The organism is Bradyrhizobium sp. i1.15.2, from assembly GCF_040548425.1.
In the GTDB taxonomy this organism is placed as follows: domain Bacteria; phylum Pseudomonadota; class Alphaproteobacteria; order Rhizobiales; family Xanthobacteraceae; genus Bradyrhizobium; species Bradyrhizobium canariense.
Window position 1 is genome coordinate 47,498 of sequence record NZ_JBEPRQ010000024.1, and the last position, 16,938, is coordinate 64,435.

Genomic DNA, 16,938 nt, shown 5'->3' on the forward strand with positions numbered 1-16,938 from the left:
CCCGCCGCTAGCTGCCTATTCGAGCCGCAGCAGGCGCCCGACGATCGGCGTTGGCGACGACGTGGCGCTGGGATCGACCTGGAAGGCGTAACGCTTGGTGCCGAGGATGGCGAGATAGCTGCCGCCCGGCGTCAGCGACTTCCCGGCCTTGGCGAAGTCATAGAACTTGCCTCCGACCATCGTCTCGCTCTTGAGGGGAACGCTGATCGTGGGCTCCTTGCCATCGGTACGTTCGATCACCAGGGTGCTGCCGCTCTTGGCCTGCACCAACGGCGCGACGCCGTAGAGCGTCGGCAGCTTGGCCGGAGCGTTGCCCTTGGCGTCCGACCGCATGGTGCGGAAGGTCGTCGCGGCACTCTGGTTCGCCTCGCGCTCCGATAGTTTTGCCGCGTTGGTATCGCAGGGCACCTTTTCACGCTTGACCTCGCCGAGTTGCACGGTGCTCTGCTCGGTGCCGACCATGACGACGCCTTCGCTGATGGTCTCGCGCTGGCACGATTTGAGATAGCTGAGCGTAATGGTTGCCTTGGGCCCCAGCTTGATGATCTTGCCCGGCGCCACATAATCCATGAACGCGACACCGTCGACCTTGCCTTGCACCTCCTCGACGATGGCGGCCGGGGTCTCCGCCAAAGCGGGGGCAGCAAGACAGCACGCGCCGACAACAGCGCCGATCAGGCTTTTCATGGGAATTCTCATCCAATTCGACCGATACTTGCCCGGTCCCCGTCCAGGCCCGATGCTTAGCAGCGAAACGCCCAGGTAAGTGTGACCGGAATCACTCTCAGCTATTGGTGCACTCTATCAGGAAGAGGTTCAAACCGGCGACCGGATGGATAATTTCATTCGGCTGGGACGGCCTCGACCGGGTAGCCCTCCGCTGCACTCTCTATATCAATAATGGGCGCGAGCGTGGCCTCGGTCTTCTGATACGGCGTCGCCTGCTGACCGTCGGCGATCTCGACCACTTCCTCCCAGCGCGACAGGAAGGCTAGCTGTCACGAGCTGGCTGGAGTTGATAGCGGTTATATGCGTGCTGCCAAACGAGGTCGGCACGCCGATCGTTTTTAGCGCGGTATGCAACGAGCTCCATCTTTCTTGCCCGCTGCACGGGGGAGCGTGCGCCCGCCCGCGTCGCTGCGCGTCGGCAGCAATTTGACTGGCTCGCTTTGCAGGGCGTTAACCGTGGCGGAATGCTCCCCGCGCGGGTCATTGTCGCGCCCCAGAGTTGGTTGCAAATACGTTTGAGTTTTACGGTGGATGTTTTCATGCTGAGAGACGGCAAATATGCGGCCTGGTTCAGGACCCCGCGCGGTCAGGGCACGGGCGTCGTGCATCTGGCGGAGGGACGAATCTCCGGCAGCGACAGCTTCTTCACGTATGGCGGCTCTTACCGAATCGACGAGCAGCGCTTCACGGCGGTTCTGACCACGCGGCGACATGCCGAGGGGCCGCCGACCGTGTTCGGGCTCGACGAAGTCGAGGTCAAGCTCTCGGGCGTGTGCAGCGGCGCGATGGCGACTTGTTCCGGAACGGCCGAGCAGGCGCCCGATGTGACCTTCGAGGCGACGCTGATCTACAGCCAGGACGAGGTGCCCGCCGTTGAGGCCAGAGGTGCGGTCGTGAAGCTCAACGCAGACAAGCTGCCCAAGGGGCTCGACGGCCGCTCGCGATCGCGCCATCCGTTTGCGCCGGGATCGCTCGGCTCAGAACGGAATAGACCATAAGGCCACGTCTCATCCCGCCTGATCGACTTCGACGATGTCGTCAGGGCTGCTTAAGCGGATGAGCCCTCTGGTGCCAGGCCCAGGCGGTGCGGATCACGGTCGGCAGATCCGAATGTCGCGGCACGAAATTCAGCACTTTTCGCGCTGCGGAGGGATCGGCGACCAGATAGGTGGGATCGCCGGCGCGGCGCGGTTTGACGGTGTGGGGCACCTCGCGCCCGGTCTCCTGCCTGATGGCAGTCAGAATTTCCCGCACCGAAAAGCCGGAGCCGGTGCCCAGATTGAAGCTCCCGCCGGCATGCCCTTGTTCCAGCAGCTTCAGCGCCGCGACATGCGCTGCGGCGAGATCGGTGACATGGATGTAGTCGCGGATCGCGGTGCCATCGGGCGTGTCGTAGTCCTCACCGAACACGGCAAAATCGACATGGCCCTGTAACGCCATCATGGCGCGCGGAATGAGATGGGTTTCATTGTCACGCAATTCGCCGATGCCGCCGGCAGGATCGGCGCCGCTGGCATTGAAATAGCGCAGGCAGAACGCGCCGAAGCCGTAAGCGGCGCGGTAATCGGCGAGCATGCGCTCGATCATCCACTTCGATGCGCCATAGGGGTTGATCGGCGCGCAGGGGAAGTCTTCCGGCAGTTCCTTGGAATCGGCATTGCCGTAGACGGCGCCGGTCGAGGAGAACACGATACGATGGCAGCCCGCATTGCGCATCGCCTGCAATAGCGACAGCGTGCCCTGCACATTGTTGATGTAGTACTTTTGCGGGTCGGTCATGGACTCGCCGACGAGGCTCGCCGCCGCGAAATGCATGACCGCCGTGATTTTGTGCTCGGCGAAGGCGCGCGCCAGCGTGGCGCCGTCGAGCAGATCGCCTGTTACCAGCGGCCCGGCGACGAAGCCGCGATGACCTGTCGACAGATTGTCATAAACGACGGGCTGATAACCGGCGGCGGTCAGGGCGCGACAGGCATGCGAGCCGATATAGCCCGCGCCTCCCGTAACGAGGACAGTCGGTCGGTCGGTCATGTCAGCTTACCTCGAGGTGAAATCAACGATCATCGATGCGCCCGTGGCCAGCACCAAATCGGCACACAGCACGAGCACCGCAAGCGTCAGCAATGCAGGACGTTTGCGGCGAAGCCGGCCCAAAGTGGTGCCCAAGTCGGTGCCAAAGGCGGGGACATGCCGGGTGGCGCCACGGGACACGACATCACTCAAGGAGAGGGCTTCCGAAGTGACCTGTCCCAATGCGATTGCCTCAGCTCAACGGTTGATCGATCTGGTGAGCATAGATTGATCTTCACCGTATGCAACCCACCGGGGGCTCGCCACGATTGTCCTTCTTCGTTTAGCTCGCATTGACCCTATCATTGCGAAACGGTCGGCGCGCGCATCGCGGCAACCGAAGCTTTAAGCACGAAAAATAAGCTGATGCCGAGTAAAGGAGTGACTGAAACATGGCACAGATCTGGATGACTTATGACGAACTCGCCGGGCTTAGTGGATGCACACCTGCCGAGGCCAGAATGCGGGCCATCCATTTGTCACTTGACCGCCGCAAAAGCCGCGATGGCGCAACCCGCGTTAAGCTCGATCTGGCGCTGACGGCTAAATTTTTCGCGTCTGTCCGGGACGCCGGTTTTGATCTGGACGGCGCCATCGAGGCGCTCCAGGCCACCCATCGGCAGATGGCAGAACTCCTGTCGCCGAACCAGTTCCAGGGCCGGCGCCGGTCGGCTTAGCCCCCGCATGCTCCGACCAACTCGCCTGGAACAGGCAAGGCCGAGGCAGCCTGCGGATCTGCTGGCCGGGAGATGGCAGGCGAACATTCATACGGCCGCGAACCCGGGCGGTGAACTACGCGGATAAATGATGAAACAACGACGGCAACTTCCGATGCGGACGTGCTGCTCAGGCGGGCGGTCTCGGTAAGAAGGCCAGGATTGTTTGAGCGAGGAGGACCCCGACGGTCCCGCCTGCTGCTTTTTGCAGCACGTCTAAGAAACCCGGATCACGATCGGGTGTCATTGCTTGCAGGATTTCGAGCCCCATTGCGACGGCCACGACAAGCGAGCATGCGAGGGTGAGCCGACCAGGCAACAGGAAGGACAACAGAAATCCCAGCAACCCATAGGCGCTGAAGCGCTCGATCACGACGACCCAATAAGCCTCGTGATGACCGATAAGCACGGGTCTCCCCGCCAGTCTCGCAAGCGTAGCATAGACGATGAGCGCGAAGCAGACGCCTGCGGCTGCGATAAGATGGTTTCGGCGCATTGGACGACCATAGCCGGATGGGAGCCAGGCCGCGTTGAAAGATGAGAGTATCGTTAAGGCTGATTGAGCGGGGGCCAGATGGATATGGAGCGTTTCGCCGGTCTCGGGTAACGGTTGAATCCAGTCAGGCCACCAGCACCGCGTCGGTCGGAAATTTAGCGCTCTGCGCCAAGCAGCGTGACTCGACCAACTCGTTGGATCGAAGGAAGGGCAGTGGGGCGGAGACCTTACCCCTCCGCTCTCAAGCTCTAACGGCCCAGTCGATGGCGGAGGGAAGCGGGTGCGGGATTGTAGGGCGCGATGGGAGCCTGCCGAGTGCTGCCACCATGCTGTGACCGGGTGGCTCGCAGGCGCAAGACCACGAAGGCGATATTGATAGCCAACCAGACCAGGATGACGGAAATGGCAAGATGTGCCACAGCCAGACCTCACGATGAAGTTGGGATCAACGCGAGCGCGCTGGTTCGGTTCCCTGGCGAACAGGGCTACTGCGCTTTTATCTCCTGCAGCCGGATTCGAGGCTTTCGAGCGGACGGGGGTCTCACCTTGGCTTGAGTCTGGCTCCAGTCCGATCAGCAACACGTCGAATTCGTTCTTCGTCAGAACCGGTGATCGCGCGCCCGCGGCCATCATGACCTCGTTGGCGGAACACCGCCGCACGCTAGACCTTTTTTCTCGCCTTCGTTTTCAACGAAAGACCAAGGCGCAAGGCCATGCGCTTGATCGCATCGGGCGATCGTCCGAGCTGTTTCGCCGCCTCCTCCAATGAAGCCGAAGACTTGGCCAACTCCATCAGCCGGCGGTCTTCCTTGAACGACCAGGGCTTGCGCGCCATAACCGAAATCATCCTCTCGTCGAGACAAAGACAAAGCCGCCAAGCGGACCCATGTCGCTCGACGGCTTTGCTTGGGTGGGGCCGAGCTTGGGGAAGCCCGGTGAGACGATGGGATAAGTGATCGGTGAGACTTCGCAACAGACAACGCGGATTAAGCTAACCGCTCAACCTTAACGCGCCTCATCCGGACTTCGTGGCTCCGTATTATCACGGAGATTTCAATGCGGATCAGCAGTGGCCGTCGCCGCGTTTTGAGTGGTTCGAAGCCGAACTTATCGACCGGAGATTCTGAAGGCTGCATGGACTGGGGCCGTCGACGTGAACCCGGATTAACATCCGGTCTGATCTAACTTCAATCAGTGAGACGTTTTGTCATTCCCCGGCCCGCGGCTATTGGGCAACGACCAAACTTCAATCAACTCCTTGCACAAATTTCATCATCGCCTGACAAAACTTTCAGCGGCGCCAATCTTGAAGTCGTCACAACGACAAGATGAAATGCAATGGGAGGAACGCGCCGGAAAAATGGGACGTTCAAATGTTGGCAATTGTGGTTTTGAGTTCGATCTTCGCTGGCGGTTTTGCTTGCGGCTATGGTGCGAGGGCGTGGCGCTCGCGCAAGCGATCTGCAAGGTATCGTCTCTACGCGCCCTATACTCCCGAGGCAACAGGGGCGGGACGAAGTCGGTCGCCGTCGTAATGGTGGAATCTCGCGCGTGGCCTGTTTGCCGGACGATCTGCGCGGCGTGATCGAAATAACCATGTGCGGTTAGGTTAACTTGTCGCAACTCTTGAGAGCTTGGCCAACGTCACCTAGAACATATCGATTGACAGCGAAGTTTAGTCGCCCCGATTTTTCCGGGGCCCGCGTTAGAGTAGGCGTAAATGGCGTATCTGATTGCGTTGCTGAGCGCGATAATTTGTATCCTTGTGTTGATGGTTTTCGTTCGCGCCTATGATCGACACCTGAAAGATCTTCCAGGTCCTTGGATCATGGAGGAGGGTCGTTCGAATGACTGATTCAAGGCACAACGCGCCCCGCAGGTATTTCGTTGATGCGCAAGGGAAACGGGTGCTGATAGGGCTGTCCCTGCAGGAAACAGCGGAGTTCGAAGCGCTGGACATCACATCGGGAGAGATGGTTCAAATCGGTCCGGGCGATGGGGCCGCCGCGGCGCACGAAGCTCGATGGCTTGACCTTTATTCCAAACACGAAGGAGCCTGGCGGGCGTGGATCGCACAAAGCCAGGCGGAGCAGCCACAAGATTCAAGCTTTGTTAACTATGTCTGACCGATGTTAGCGGTCCAAATCTCGAACGTGGGATGGCCCAAATGTTTCAGCTGTTCCTGAGAGCGCGCGCACACAATTTTCTCAGCTCCCGCCGTGAGGACAAGGGCTTCAAGGCCCGTACCGTCGAGCGCGATGCGGAGACGGACCGCGTTCGAATCGATGCCGTCATGGTCGCGATCGATGCGGCATTGCGCGATGCAGAGAGGGAGCAGGTCGGCCTCGGACGACGCGTTGATGACGCGCTTGCGCGTGCATCCGTCACCTTCGGCAACGGCACCGATGAATATCTCGAACGGGAGCCGATCGACAGCCATCATCAAGATCTCTTTGCCGCCGATATCTCCAACGGCCAGCGGCGGCTCAAGGAATTGGCAAACACCATCACTCACTTGAGGTTTATCAGGACCGCGATGCTCACGCGCTTTCCGAACCTGAAGCCGCCGCAGCTCAATAGCTAGGATCGAGGCTTTGGCTCGGCATCTGCCGTCTGGTGAAAAGCAGCAGGTCCGGGCGCGATGGATATCTCGGCCCGAGAAGCATCATCTCTCGCAGAGCAGCTTCTGCCACCAGACATTTCGGCGCCGCTTTGCCGTTTGGCTCTTCTGTCCTTTTTGATATGGTCCCGTCCTGTTCTCGGACGGATTGAAGGAGCGAGCCACGTGATCTCCAGAAATTTGCAAAGGTCGATGGGATTGGCATTTGTTTTGGCTATTGGCGCACCAGTCACGGCTTCGGCCGTCACGGTAGAAGTCGCGCGTGCATGCGACGCAGCTTTGGCCAAGGCCTTTCCGCCAAAGCAAATGGGCAATCCCGCTGCGGGCAGCGCCGGGACTGTCAAGGAGCGGCGCGATTATTTGAGCAAATGCGTCGCGAACAACGGCAAGGTCGACGATGCGCCGGCGGATGCGCCTAAAGATGCCAAGGCCAAAAAATAAACGAAACGCGTCGCGCCACTTTAGCGTCGCGGCGGGCAGGGGGAGTAGAACGCGCCGTTCGTTGCATTGATGCGTTCGACGCATTGGTTGGGATCAGTCGGCGTCCCGGCCACCGTGAAGTCATAGCCCATACCTTTGACGACCACGACGTAGCGACCCGGCGAAAGCGTAAAGCCGTCCTGCTCCGGCTGCAGCGATAGCATTCTCGGCTGATCCTCGACCGGACCGACTTTGTAAGGGTAGGACATGCTGCGGATGACCCAGGTGTCGCCGGCAGTGACCATGGCCGCTTTGCCGGTTGCATCGACGCCCATCGCTCGGGAGACTTTTGCGACCACCCGAACCTCGGTCCCGGTTGCATCGACGCCACCGTCGGGCCTGAACACAATGAAGCTGACATCTCCGCTTGTCAGGGTCGTCGCGCTGGGCGTGGTGATTGCCGCTGAGATCGCGACACGACGGTCTGGAATCTTCCCGGGGACCGGCTTGAGCTCCTGGAGCTGGCCCTCGCTCAGGGCATAGACGCCAAACGCTGTTGGCAACGGCATCGAGGGTTGAGCAGCCGGCGTCGGCTCCTTCGGTGTCGGTTCGACGCTCTCACCGCTCGCTGGAGTCACAGCCGCGGTGGGCTGAGGCTCGGGGCTTGTCGAGGTGCGCCTGGACAGCGTCGCGGACTGCCACAATGCGAGGGATTGCGTCCTCAACCGCGGCCAATAAGTAACCGCCGCGCTGGCGCCGGCAATGACGACCAGGATGGCGGCTAATCGGATGAGGGAGTTGAGGATGCCGCTTCGCTGAGATTGGTCGAGCGGTCTGGGCCGCGCGACAGAACCGCGCCTGGTTTCCGCCGCCGTCGGGACGGGCGGCGAAGGCGGAACGGGCTGAGGAGCCGGGGGATCGAGTGGCGACCGATGCGAAGCGACGTCTAGGGCCGAGTCCGGCGCTGTGGACAGCGCGTCGCGCTCGCTGCGTTCAAATGATAGCTCAACGTCCCGAATGGCGCGTTCGAGCAGTTGCTGGAGCTCGCGGGATTCCCGTGCGTCGCCATGGGTGAATTGTTCCAGAAGCTTGATGCGAGCCAGCTCATATACGATTTCCCGGACCTGCCGTGGGTCGCCGGATATGTCGCGAATCCGCCCGGACAGGAGACGCACAAACCCGGCCTTGATCGCGTGCGTATTTGGCGCGCCGGCGGCGGTGTCGCTGGGGTCGGTCATCAAGGCCGATCAAGTAACCCGGAACAGGCTATTTCGCTAGGCATTTCCCCGTCAAATCCGATCGCCGCGAAAGCCGCTTTGATCGCCAACCTTGCAAGAGCCCTCGTCGAACAGCTTCGGGGGCTTGCTTTTGGGCAGAAAGCTGTGACAGTTCGACGAGCTCCTCTTTCCGGTATTTTGATCATGCGCGACGGTTTCATAGCACTCACGTTTGTGGCTCTCCTGGTGCAACCTTCTTTTGCACAAGGGACCAAGGACAAAGCCAATTTGACGAGCACCAGCATCGTGACCACCCCTACGAAGAAAACCCAAACGGCCCAGAGCGCCTCCCGACCGACAGCCGTCCGGATCCTGGCGCCGGGTAAGCTGCCGAGCGGGATGGCGGCTCAGGGGGTCTGGAGAGACGGCAAGCTGATCGCCGTGCCTCGGCAATGACGCCCAAGCAAGCGTGAAGGAACGGTGATCGACCCCCCGATGTTCTCGCTTGGGAGACATCTCATGAAACGATTAGTCCTGACCGCAGTTGCGCTTTTTGTGACCGCAAGCACGTGGGGTCCAAGCGCTTTGGCCCAGGGGGTCAATGATCCGTCGACGCCCAACCGAAATGTCATCATCGTCAATCCCTCGCAGCCTGCGCCGAGCACGGCTACGCAGAATATTCCGAGCCAGATTCAGCCGCCTCTGGTGAGCGGGGGGCGCGCACGCCCCTATTATGGAAGCAGAACGCGGGGGAGTGGGTCGAGCAGGCGCTAGTCTGGCTACTGTGCGTTGGGTGTCATTCCGCCGCCGGTGGGGAAGTTGCTGGATTTGAGCGCCATTCCACTGACGCGAAAGCGGACATTTCCTGCCAGGTACAAATAATCCGAGGTCGTGCTGCTGACGGTCCGCACCTCGACATAGGTCAGCGTGATCGAACCCACGCTTGGGGTTACCTGGGTGATGTCGACAAACCGAGCTCCCGGGAAAAGCTTCTGGTCGAGGCCATAGAAGATCTTTTCCCGCTCTGACCACAGCACGAAGTGACCGCCGGTCTTCTGATCGACAGCTTCGTATTGCGTATGGATCACTTGCGGGTATTCGATCTGGCCTGCCGCTGCAAAGTGAGTCCCCAAAAAGATCGCCAGAACCAGGAAAGTAATGTTGCGGACCACTGGTCAATACCCTCGCGCGCTAAAGCACAAAGCTTGCCCGCGATTTGGCTTTCGTGCAATCGGCAAACGTATACATTGAATGGAGTAGACGAGACGTTTCCGGCCCTTGCTCGTTCTTGTTGCTCTGCCCTGGAGTTACAGCGTGCGAACCGCGCGACCCCACACCTCACTAGCTCATGCAAGGCGGCTTGGGCCGTTGTCGGGAGCGGTCCTGACCGTTGCCGGTGCGATCGGCTTCGGTCTCGCAAATCCGCCCTCGTGTTTTGCCCAGACCGAGCCGGAGCCCTCGGTCAACGACTATCTCCCACCAAGCGAGCCGGAAGTCAGCCGTGACGAGTGGCGTCAGCGTATCGAAGATGCGCGGCGAAGATCCAAAGAGCTCTCGCGCGAGCGGCGGGATCATCCCGAGTTCTATAAGCCGGTCCCGGAGGATCCGGACCTTGTCGCGACCGAACGTCTCCTCAACGATGACAGCCTGCAGCGCGGCGACATCGTCTCGACCAAGAAGGGCATGTTCGTCTACCAGGGGCGACCGGATCAACCGCGCCGCGAGCAGGATTTTGTGCCGATCGCGCCAAAAGCGACGCGTTGAAATTGACGACGAACCAGCGGGCTAAGTCGCGCTCGAACGCTCAGTACCGCCGCAAAATCTGATTGAACTTCGGATCGGTCCCCTGCGTGGTCTCCAGAAGCAGCGACTTGCCCTGCGGCGTAGCCTGCAGGTAGGCAGCGATCAGGAGCTGCTCGTAGCGAGAGCGGTTGGCAAGCGCCGAGCGAACGTCCGATTGCGCCAGCAGCTTGATCTCTTCGTCGGCGGCCGCCGCGCTCGAGGTGACGGTTTGGAGCCGTGCGAAGGCAACAGCGATCGGCACCGCGCCGGTCAAGTAAGACATTTTCACTGCGGGCGTCACCAGCTCACCCGACTGCGCCTTCAGCGTGCCGAGCGTGAGCCAAAGCGCAGGCCGGATGGGTGATACTTTCAGGGCCGCAACAACGGCATCCTGGGCCGCCTTGTTCTCGGTCACCCTGCTGGTCGCATCGGCTGCGGGATGGTGAAGAAAATCCGCGGCTTTGGCTGCCGCATAATTCGCCAGCAAGTCGCCGTCCAATGAAAGGGGCGTCAGAACGCCCGAAGCGGCTACCTTGACCTTCTCGGGCGGAAACTCGCCCAAGAACAAATCGCTCGCCCGAAAGTTCGACCGCGTGAGGTCGCCGTAAAAGCCCAATGTTGCGTAAAGCAGCAACATCACTGCGATGCAGGCGCCAACGATGCGAAGCAGGATCATGCGGCTCATGATGAATTTCGATGCCCGTGTGGCGGGGCGCGGGAGTTGGCCAGCAACTCTGCAAAAGTCCTAAATTGCGAGCAGACTATCGCCCTGGATCGTGAGCAAGGTCAAGTTGCCGGTCGCGTAGGCGCCGGTGTCGATATTGATCCGGTTCGAGCGGATATCCGGGACGCTGACCGGGGTATGGCCGTGGACGACATATTTGCCGAAGCGTCTTTCGGACTCGAGGAATTCCTCGCGGATCCAGAGCAGGTCCTCCTCCTTTTGACGTTCCAGGGCGACGCCCGGCTTCACGCCGGCGTGCACAAAGAAGAAGTCGCCACACGCGAAGGACGGGCGGAGCTGCTGAAGAAACGAAAGATGCTCCGGCGGAAGCGCCTGCCTCAACCCTTCGATCAGCTCAATCTGCTGCTCCGGCGTCGGATTCATTGTCGGGTTGATGCCGTAGGAAACAAGGGTCAGCAGGCCTCCGTAGCGACGCCATTCCTCCAGCCGTGCCGGGTCCTTGAGGACCTCGAGCAGGAACACTTCGTGATTGCCCTTGAGGCACACTGTCTCATGCGACTTCGAGCGCTCGATCAGGAGATCAATCACAGCACGCGAGTCCGGGCCCCGGTCGACATAGTCGCCAAGAAACACCTGGATCGCTCGTTTGGGAGCGGACCGAGCAAGGTCGGCGTCGATGACGGTTAAGAGCGACTGAAGCAGGTCGGCGCGTCCATGCACATCGCCGATGGCATAGATCCTCACGCCGTCGGGAAGCCGAGGCTTGACGTTCTTACGAAAGCGCTTGGAAAGGCCCATCAGCTCATCGAATCGGGTCTGGCGTCAAAAATGCAGGGCATGATCGCTCATAGCAGAACAAGTTACGCCTCGGTATTCTTAATTGTTTCTAACCAAGGCGCGGCGGTTTTGATTAAAGGACTGCTCGGCTTTTGAGCCGGATTTCAAGACGTCTCGCGTAGCGTTTCCCCAACAAGAAATGGGGAGCGCGACATGCGCAAGACTTTAAAGTTCCTGGCGATTGCCGCTGCTCTGTTGGCTGGGGCGGCTCAACACAAGGCCGAGGCCGCCTTCGTTGGTGCGCCGTCGGCGTTGCGCGGCGCCATCCAGTACATCAAGTTCAACCAGCCGACCTTGGCGCCGATGGCATTCACGATCTTTTGCCTGAAGTACGAGGGCGAGTGTAAGCCGCGACCGCAGCAAATCGTGTTCAGGGGCGGACGTTTAAAGCTTACGGGCGAGCGCCTGGCGCAGCTTCAGGAGGTCAACCAGCGGGTCAACAGCGCGATCCGACCCGAGCCCAATTTGGAGGGGCTGCGCGGCGAGAAGTGGCTGCTGCATCCCACCAGCGGCGACTGCAACGACTATGCCGTGACAAAACGCCATGACCTGATCGCCAAGGGCTTTCCGGCGCGATCGGTGTTGCTCAGCGAGGTCGTGACGACCTGGGGTGAGCATCATCTCGTAGTCGTGGTGCGCACGTTCTCCGGCGACCTCGTGCTGGATAACCTCACCGGGCACATCCTGCCGTGGTCGAAAAAGTCCTATCGGTGGGTCCGCATTCAAATGCCCAAGAACCCGACCTACTGGGCGTCACTCGCTGATCGCGACGTCTAACGACGAGCAACTAATGACCCGTGCCGCGTGCGGACTGGGTGATGCTTTGGGACAATCCGAGTCCCACGATCGTCGACAGACAAAGGATTGCTGCCGGATGCAGCAGTCCTGAACCAGCGAAGCTCTCAACCAGCGCGAAGACAAGGCAGGCCGCGGCCGCCGCAGGGAAGAACGAGTCGCGGCCGCGCTGCAAAGCTCCAAAAAACAAGCGTCCCAAAGCCAACATGCCCGCCAGCAGCGCGGCGGAAAAGCCGATCCATCCGGTATCCGCGAAGACGGCAAAAGCCGTCGAGGGCGCCGTCAAAGCCGCGCCGGCATCGCTTTGGTAGATCCTGCCAACGGCTGAAAAGGTGCCTGCGCCCGCACCGAACCATCTGGTGTCGGCCAACATTCGCTCCAGCGCGGCTCTGGTTTCGGCCCCGACATCCGGGACAAGCCGCAAAAGAATCGGCCCCGCATTCTTTTCGAACAGGAAGCTCAGGACAATCATCGCTCCGACCAGCGCGGCTAAGGACAGCGCGCCCGCGGCCAACGGCGATAGGTCGATCCTTCGAATGACAAGGATCAGTAAGATCAACACGAGGCCAAAGGCCGCAGCGATCGCACTGTTCGTCCCGGATAAGCCAAAAACCGCAACTGCGCTGGTTAGAGCGCCCACGAGGCCGCAAAGGCCGATGGTGACCGAACGAACGAGCGAGTGGCGCGTTTCGGCCCGCTCGGCGGCCAGCTGCATGACGGCTAGATTAAGCATGACGCCAAGGCCGGCCATCGTTGTCGCCAGGTCGGAAGGAACGGCGGTTGCAAGGGCGGACGACAGCGGATGCAGATCCAAGGTCAGAGCCGACACCGCTGTTACCCCGCTCAGCACGAACAGCACCAGTTCGGCACGGCTGCGGTCACGGACCACGACGATTGTCACGCTGAGCAACGAGATCGCTGTAAGGGCCTGAAACAACGCATTCAGGGTGAGGCCGAGATCCGCCGTCACTGGCCCAAGCGATAGGCCACCGAGAGCATCGTGGCTGCTCGCCCAGATCGGATGCGCCCAACTCAGCCACAGCGGCGCCAGCTGGGTTGCGATGCAAAGGGGAATGGCGATCAGGACCCAGCGGCCCCAGACGGTGGCCCGCAGATAGTGCTCGTAGTCGGCCTTTCGTGCGCTGAAGACCGCTGCAAATAGCCCCAGGGCCGTCGCCGTCATCCCGAGCTGAACGCCGAATTTGGCGCCGGCAATGTCGAGAGCGGATGCAGAAACAAGGCAAACGATGAGGGCAAAATAAGCGAAGGACAAACGTGCGCCTGGAAGGAATCCTGAAAGGGTCAGGCCACCATACAAGCCGGAGGCGAGTTTTCAAACAGAGCTCTGCAGCCAACCCAACCCCACCCACATCAACGAAGCGTCGCCTGCGGGATCGACGGATTCTTGATGCGCCACAGAGGTCAGCGGGCGGTCTTGAGCGGACGGGCAAACACGCGGGCGGCACGACCCGCGGCGAGAGCAAAGCGGGCGGCCGAGCCGAAGAGATAACCGGCCTGGAGCGCGATGGCCGCGAGCACGACGCCCTTCAGGCCGTCAAGAAAGCCCAGATTGGCGATCCAGCCGACCGGGATCGCGGCGAGCAGCATGACGAACGTCAGCGGCAGGAGCACCAGGACGCGAAAACGCTGGCCCAGAACTGCGCCTACCAGAAAGCTGAAGATCAAAAGCTCGGTCATCCGAAACACTCCGTGCTCCGGACCTTAGGTTCCCCACCCTAAAAAGACCCTTAAGTCGTATGGCTAAATTTTGTCTATTGGCCGCGACTTGCCGCCAGAGAATTATAGGCTTCGCGAAGCCCGTTCAGGGCCACCACGCCTTTGATCTCGCTGTCGCTTTCCTTCACCACCACGGAAAGCGAGGGCGTCGTCTGCCACTTACCAGCGGCAAAGGCTGAGACCTCGTCCGGTAACAGGACTGCGGCCCCGGCCGCTGCCATGCTGGCTTCGACCGTCACGGTGCCCCCCGTAGCGGAGGCGATCGTGACCTTAGGGCGGCTCCGTGGCGGGAAGGGGCGGATCAAGGCCACCAACACGTCGATCTTGCCTTTGGGAGCGCAGCGGACGATCAGGCCGGCGAACTCCGGGTCAGACTGCATCGTCTCGGCTGTCTTGGAGATGGAAGCGAAGCTCTCGCCCTCTTTGGGACCTGGGGTGCGGGCGAATTTCCAAATCGAGGATGGGTTTGCCACCGCAAACATGCAGACCGAGTGCAATCCTGATGGCCCGACGGCGCAATCACCTCCCAAGGGGGCGGAGCCCCCAGCTGGAGCCGACGAAAGTCCCCCAAGTAAGGACGACAACAATCCAAGAAGGGCCAAAGCCAGAATCGGCACGTCGGAAATCCATCAAATTGGTGCTGTCGGCTTTACTAGCAGAAGGGCGGGGATTTTGGAGAAGGTCTCTTCCTGGGCATGGTGCCCGTACATCGGGCAAAAGGATGTCAACAAACAGTCACAAGGGGTTAGTCGGGTTCCGGATCGTGGCTTGCACGCAACAGTTGGGGACTCATTGGGCCGTTAACCATCCGCTCAGGGCTGGGAACCCTTGTCGCACTGCCCACTAGGCCGTACCAATCGATGCAATTGGAACTACGGGGGCCGTTCATGCATACCTTTGCCAAAACGTATCTATTCAAGCCGGCTTTCCTGGCCGTCGCTTTGGCGCTGGGGGCGTGTTCGACCAACCCGGGCTCCGGCCCGTTAACCGACGACGTCAACAACAAGATCCAGACCGAGAATGCACCGGCCTATGAACTGGTGCCGCTCAATCCGGCTACGGTGAAGATCCTGCACACCCATGAGCCCAAGGGGCTCGCCGGCGTGTTCACCGACCGGCGTCCGCCTGCCAGCATCGTGTTCGGCATCGGCGACGTTGTTGCGGTTACCATCTTCGAAGCCGCGGCAGGCGGTCTGTTCATCCCGGCGGAAGCCGGCGTCCGTCCGGGCAACTTCGTCACCATTCCGGATCAGTCGGTCGACAACGACGGCTTCATCACGGTGCCCTACGCCGGCCAGGTCAAGGCGGCGGGTCTCACGGCGGTACAAATTCAGCGCTCTATCGTTGAGAAGATCTCCAACCGCGCCATTGAGCCGCAGGTCGTGGTTGCGATGTCCTCGCAGCGCACCCAGCTCATCAGCGTGCTCGGCGAAGTCAATGCGCCGGCACGTTATCCGGCGAGCGCCGCGGGTGCCAAGGACAAGGTGCTCGACGCGATCACCCGCGCTGGCGGCATCAAGGGCCAGGGCTTCGAGACCTGGGTCATGCTGGAGCGTGCCGGCAAGCGGGCGACCGTGCCGTTCGAGAATCTGGTCATGAGCCCGGAGAACAATATCTATGTTCGTCCGGACGACAGCGTCTACGTCTATCGCGAGCAGCAGAAGTTCCTGGCGTTCGGTGCCAGCGGACAGAGCGGCGAGTTCAACTTCGATGCCTGGCGCATCAACCTCGGCGAAGCGGTCGGCAAGGCCGGAGGTCTTTTGGATGGTCAAGCCGATCCGGCTGCGGTGTATCTCTATCGCCGCGAACCGCGTGAGGTTGCTGCCCAGCTTGGCATCGACGTCAGCAAGTACACGAGTGAGACGATCCCGGTCATCTTCAACGTGAACTTCCGCGATCCGGGTGGCTTCTTCCTGGCCACCAAGGTCATGATGAAGAATGGCGACGTGCTCTATGTCTCGAATTCGCGCAACGTCGAAACTGCCAAGTTCCTGACCTTCCTCCGGGTGATCATGGCGACCGGCAGCGATGCCGTGAACCTCTCCAACGACGCGCTGATCTTCCGCAACAACATCAAGCTGGCGCCGTAAGGCCGGAGCCAACCTGATCCACGAAACGATGGCACCGGGGCTTTGTCCCGGTGCCATTTTCATTTAGCAATCACCGGCGGTGCAGTTGGGTGGATCAAGGCTTCACCGAGCTAGTTTCACCGCCGATCGGTCACCCCGCAGGTTGCAAGGTCTTCATGTGCTTTGGACGGCAAGCAGCTCGGTGCTTATTGGCTCTCGTCATCGCGGGGCCGTCTCTGACGTGCAAGGCTGCCGGCGAAACCCAACAGCTCGGTGTCCGCCACCGGATCGACGTGGTGGTCTCGGCTGAACCTGATGCACCAATTTTTCGGCACTCGCGCGAGGCCAAGGGCGAACTCGCCTTCACCGTCCGGCTTTCAGCAAACGCGAAGGAGAGCCGCTTCTTCGGAATGCTGCACCCCTCGTTCTCAGACATTGTTGTTCCCGACGGCGCGAGCAAACCTCTCGTTCGGCAGACCACGCTATGGGAAGAAGAGGTTTGCCATCAGCGTCGCGGGCTGCCGAAGGTGACGGTGACCCAGCTCGCGGGACATTTCGGCGAGGGCGACGGGCGAATCGAGATAGCCGGCATCAACCGCCACATCGGGCTTCTGGTCCCGCCGGATGAGTTGACCCCCGGAATAAAACTCGACGCGGGGAGTGATAACCTTGGGCTATTCTACGGCTTCCGGGCGCAGACCCGGATCAGCCGCGTGAACGTGGATCTGAAGATCTATCCGATCGATTGCTTCCTCTAGAGCTAGA

24 protein-coding genes are annotated in these 16,938 nt (G+C 60.7%); 11 read left to right on the top strand and 13 right to left on the bottom strand.

Annotated elements, in window-relative coordinates:
* Positions 1 to 15: 15 nt before the first annotated feature.
* Both ABIB80_RS30515 and ABIB80_RS30520 read right to left on the bottom strand, forming a co-directional pair.
* Positions 16 to 687 (bottom strand): hypothetical protein, encoded by a 672-nt coding sequence (locus ABIB80_RS30515; RefSeq protein WP_007595550.1) that lies wholly within the window; start codon positions 685 to 687, stop codon positions 16 to 18.
* Between the two features lie 155 nt (positions 688 to 842).
* A complete protein-coding gene (locus ABIB80_RS30520; RefSeq protein ID WP_256375805.1) occupies positions 843 to 968 on the bottom strand; it encodes a hypothetical protein in 126 nt (41 codons plus the stop codon).
* A gap of 300 nt (positions 969 to 1,268) precedes the next feature.
* On the opposite strand from ABIB80_RS30520, the gene ABIB80_RS30525 reads away from it, so the two are divergent.
* Positions 1,269 to 1,727, top strand: a complete 459-nt coding sequence (locus ABIB80_RS30525; RefSeq protein WP_007595548.1) for a hypothetical protein — start codon at positions 1,269 to 1,271, stop codon at positions 1,725 to 1,727.
* A 40-nt stretch (positions 1,728 to 1,767) separates the two neighbouring features.
* Here ABIB80_RS30525 and galE read toward each other — a convergent pair whose 3' ends face one another.
* Entirely contained in the window at positions 1,768 to 2,760 is a 993-nt protein-coding gene (galE, locus tag ABIB80_RS30530; protein WP_007595546.1) for a UDP-glucose 4-epimerase GalE, read from the bottom strand.
* Positions 2,761 to 2,766: 6 nt separating this feature from the next.
* Positions 2,767 to 2,952, bottom strand: a complete 186-nt coding sequence (locus ABIB80_RS30535; RefSeq protein WP_245285925.1) for a hypothetical protein — start codon at positions 2,950 to 2,952, stop codon at positions 2,767 to 2,769.
* Positions 2,953 to 3,191: 239 nt separating this feature from the next.
* Between ABIB80_RS30535 and ABIB80_RS30540 the strand changes: the two genes are divergently transcribed.
* Together ABIB80_RS30540 and ABIB80_RS30545 are read left to right on the top strand one after the other, a co-directional pair.
* A complete protein-coding gene (locus ABIB80_RS30540; protein ID WP_007595543.1) occupies positions 3,192 to 3,476 on the top strand; it encodes a hypothetical protein in 285 nt (94 codons plus the stop codon).
* Positions 3,477 to 3,483: 7 nt separating this feature from the next.
* Entirely contained in the window at positions 3,484 to 3,603 is a 120-nt protein-coding gene (locus ABIB80_RS30545) for a CHRD domain-containing protein (protein WP_157158597.1), read from the top strand.
* Positions 3,604 to 3,645: 42 nt separating this feature from the next.
* On the opposite strand, the gene ABIB80_RS30550 is transcribed toward ABIB80_RS30545, so the two are convergent.
* Together ABIB80_RS30550 and ABIB80_RS30555 are read right to left on the bottom strand one after the other, a co-directional pair.
* Complete coding sequence (locus ABIB80_RS30550) at positions 3,646 to 4,011, bottom strand: VanZ family protein (protein ID WP_035993419.1); 366 nt, start codon at positions 4,009 to 4,011, stop codon at positions 3,646 to 3,648.
* A gap of 661 nt (positions 4,012 to 4,672) precedes the next feature.
* Complete coding sequence (locus tag ABIB80_RS30555) at positions 4,673 to 4,846, bottom strand: hypothetical protein (protein WP_007595539.1); 174 nt, start codon at positions 4,844 to 4,846, stop codon at positions 4,673 to 4,675.
* A 1,012-nt stretch (positions 4,847 to 5,858) separates the two neighbouring features.
* Between ABIB80_RS30555 and ABIB80_RS30560 the strand changes: the two genes are divergently transcribed.
* The 3 genes from ABIB80_RS30560 (at position 5,859) to ABIB80_RS30570 (ending at position 7,072) form a co-directional block, all read left to right on the top strand.
* The gene (locus ABIB80_RS30560) at positions 5,859 to 6,137 is read left to right on the top strand and encodes a hypothetical protein (protein WP_007595537.1); all 279 of its coding nucleotides are present in this window, start codon (positions 5,859 to 5,861) and stop codon (positions 6,135 to 6,137) included.
* 41 nt (positions 6,138 to 6,178) lie between these two features.
* A complete protein-coding gene (locus ABIB80_RS30565) occupies positions 6,179 to 6,595 on the top strand; it encodes a hypothetical protein (RefSeq protein WP_007595535.1) in 417 nt (138 codons plus the stop codon).
* Positions 6,596 to 6,796: 201 nt separating this feature from the next.
* On the top strand, positions 6,797 to 7,072 hold the full coding sequence (locus ABIB80_RS30570) for a hypothetical protein (protein WP_354128916.1): 276 nt from the start codon (positions 6,797 to 6,799) through the stop codon (positions 7,070 to 7,072).
* A 20-nt stretch (positions 7,073 to 7,092) separates the two neighbouring features.
* On the opposite strand, the gene ABIB80_RS30575 is transcribed toward ABIB80_RS30570, so the two are convergent.
* Positions 7,093 to 7,620, bottom strand: a complete 528-nt coding sequence (locus ABIB80_RS30575) for a hypothetical protein (RefSeq protein WP_245285923.1) — start codon at positions 7,618 to 7,620, stop codon at positions 7,093 to 7,095.
* Positions 7,621 to 8,118: 498 nt separating this feature from the next.
* Here ABIB80_RS30575 and ABIB80_RS30580 point away from each other — a divergent pair, with 498 nt between their 5' ends.
* Positions 8,119 to 8,724, top strand: a complete 606-nt coding sequence (locus tag ABIB80_RS30580) for a hypothetical protein (RefSeq protein ID WP_245285922.1) — start codon at positions 8,119 to 8,121, stop codon at positions 8,722 to 8,724.
* 323 nt (positions 8,725 to 9,047) lie between these two features.
* Here the strand turns inward: ABIB80_RS30580 and ABIB80_RS30585 are convergent, their stop codons facing one another.
* Positions 9,048 to 9,440 carry a hypothetical protein gene (locus tag ABIB80_RS30585; protein WP_007595527.1) on the bottom strand — a complete coding sequence of 131 codons (393 nt, stop codon included), beginning with the start codon at positions 9,438 to 9,440 and terminating at the stop codon, positions 9,048 to 9,050.
* 196 nt (positions 9,441 to 9,636) lie between these two features.
* Between ABIB80_RS30585 and ABIB80_RS30590 the strand changes: the two genes are divergently transcribed.
* On the top strand, positions 9,637 to 10,032 hold the full coding sequence (locus ABIB80_RS30590) for a hypothetical protein (RefSeq protein ID WP_007595526.1): 396 nt from the start codon (positions 9,637 to 9,639) through the stop codon (positions 10,030 to 10,032).
* A gap of 40 nt (positions 10,033 to 10,072) precedes the next feature.
* Here the strand turns inward: ABIB80_RS30590 and ABIB80_RS30595 are convergent, their stop codons facing one another.
* Positions 10,073 to 10,612, bottom strand: a complete 540-nt coding sequence (locus tag ABIB80_RS30595; protein WP_354128917.1) for a hypothetical protein — start codon at positions 10,610 to 10,612, stop codon at positions 10,073 to 10,075.
* Between the two features lie 183 nt (positions 10,613 to 10,795).
* A complete protein-coding gene (locus ABIB80_RS30600; RefSeq protein WP_007595522.1) occupies positions 10,796 to 11,533 on the bottom strand; it encodes a metallophosphoesterase family protein in 738 nt (245 codons plus the stop codon).
* A gap of 192 nt (positions 11,534 to 11,725) precedes the next feature.
* Here ABIB80_RS30600 and ABIB80_RS30605 point away from each other — a divergent pair, with 192 nt between their 5' ends.
* Positions 11,726 to 12,349 carry a transglutaminase-like cysteine peptidase gene (locus tag ABIB80_RS30605; RefSeq protein WP_007595520.1) on the top strand — a complete coding sequence of 208 codons (624 nt, stop codon included), beginning with the start codon at positions 11,726 to 11,728 and terminating at the stop codon, positions 12,347 to 12,349.
* A 10-nt stretch (positions 12,350 to 12,359) separates the two neighbouring features.
* Here ABIB80_RS30605 and ABIB80_RS30610 read toward each other — a convergent pair whose 3' ends face one another.
* From ABIB80_RS30610 to ABIB80_RS30620, 3 genes are all read right to left on the bottom strand, one after another.
* Positions 12,360 to 13,640, bottom strand: a complete 1,281-nt coding sequence (locus ABIB80_RS30610) for a hypothetical protein (RefSeq protein WP_354128918.1) — start codon at positions 13,638 to 13,640, stop codon at positions 12,360 to 12,362.
* 149 nt (positions 13,641 to 13,789) lie between these two features.
* On the bottom strand, positions 13,790 to 14,065 hold the full coding sequence (locus ABIB80_RS30615) for a hypothetical protein (RefSeq protein ID WP_007595516.1): 276 nt from the start codon (positions 14,063 to 14,065) through the stop codon (positions 13,790 to 13,792).
* A 74-nt stretch (positions 14,066 to 14,139) separates the two neighbouring features.
* Positions 14,140 to 14,586: a hypothetical protein gene (locus tag ABIB80_RS30620; protein ID WP_354128919.1), complete on the bottom strand. Its 447-nt coding sequence runs from the start codon at positions 14,584 to 14,586 to the stop codon at positions 14,140 to 14,142.
* Positions 14,587 to 14,991: 405 nt separating this feature from the next.
* On the opposite strand from ABIB80_RS30620, the gene ABIB80_RS30625 reads away from it, so the two are divergent.
* Positions 14,992 to 16,194 carry a polysaccharide biosynthesis/export family protein gene (locus ABIB80_RS30625; protein ID WP_007595512.1) on the top strand — a complete coding sequence of 401 codons (1,203 nt, stop codon included), beginning with the start codon at positions 14,992 to 14,994 and terminating at the stop codon, positions 16,192 to 16,194.
* A 188-nt stretch (positions 16,195 to 16,382) separates the two neighbouring features.
* Complete coding sequence (locus ABIB80_RS30630; protein WP_354128920.1) at positions 16,383 to 16,931, top strand: hypothetical protein; 549 nt, start codon at positions 16,383 to 16,385, stop codon at positions 16,929 to 16,931.
* Positions 16,932 to 16,938: the final 7 nt, after the last annotated feature.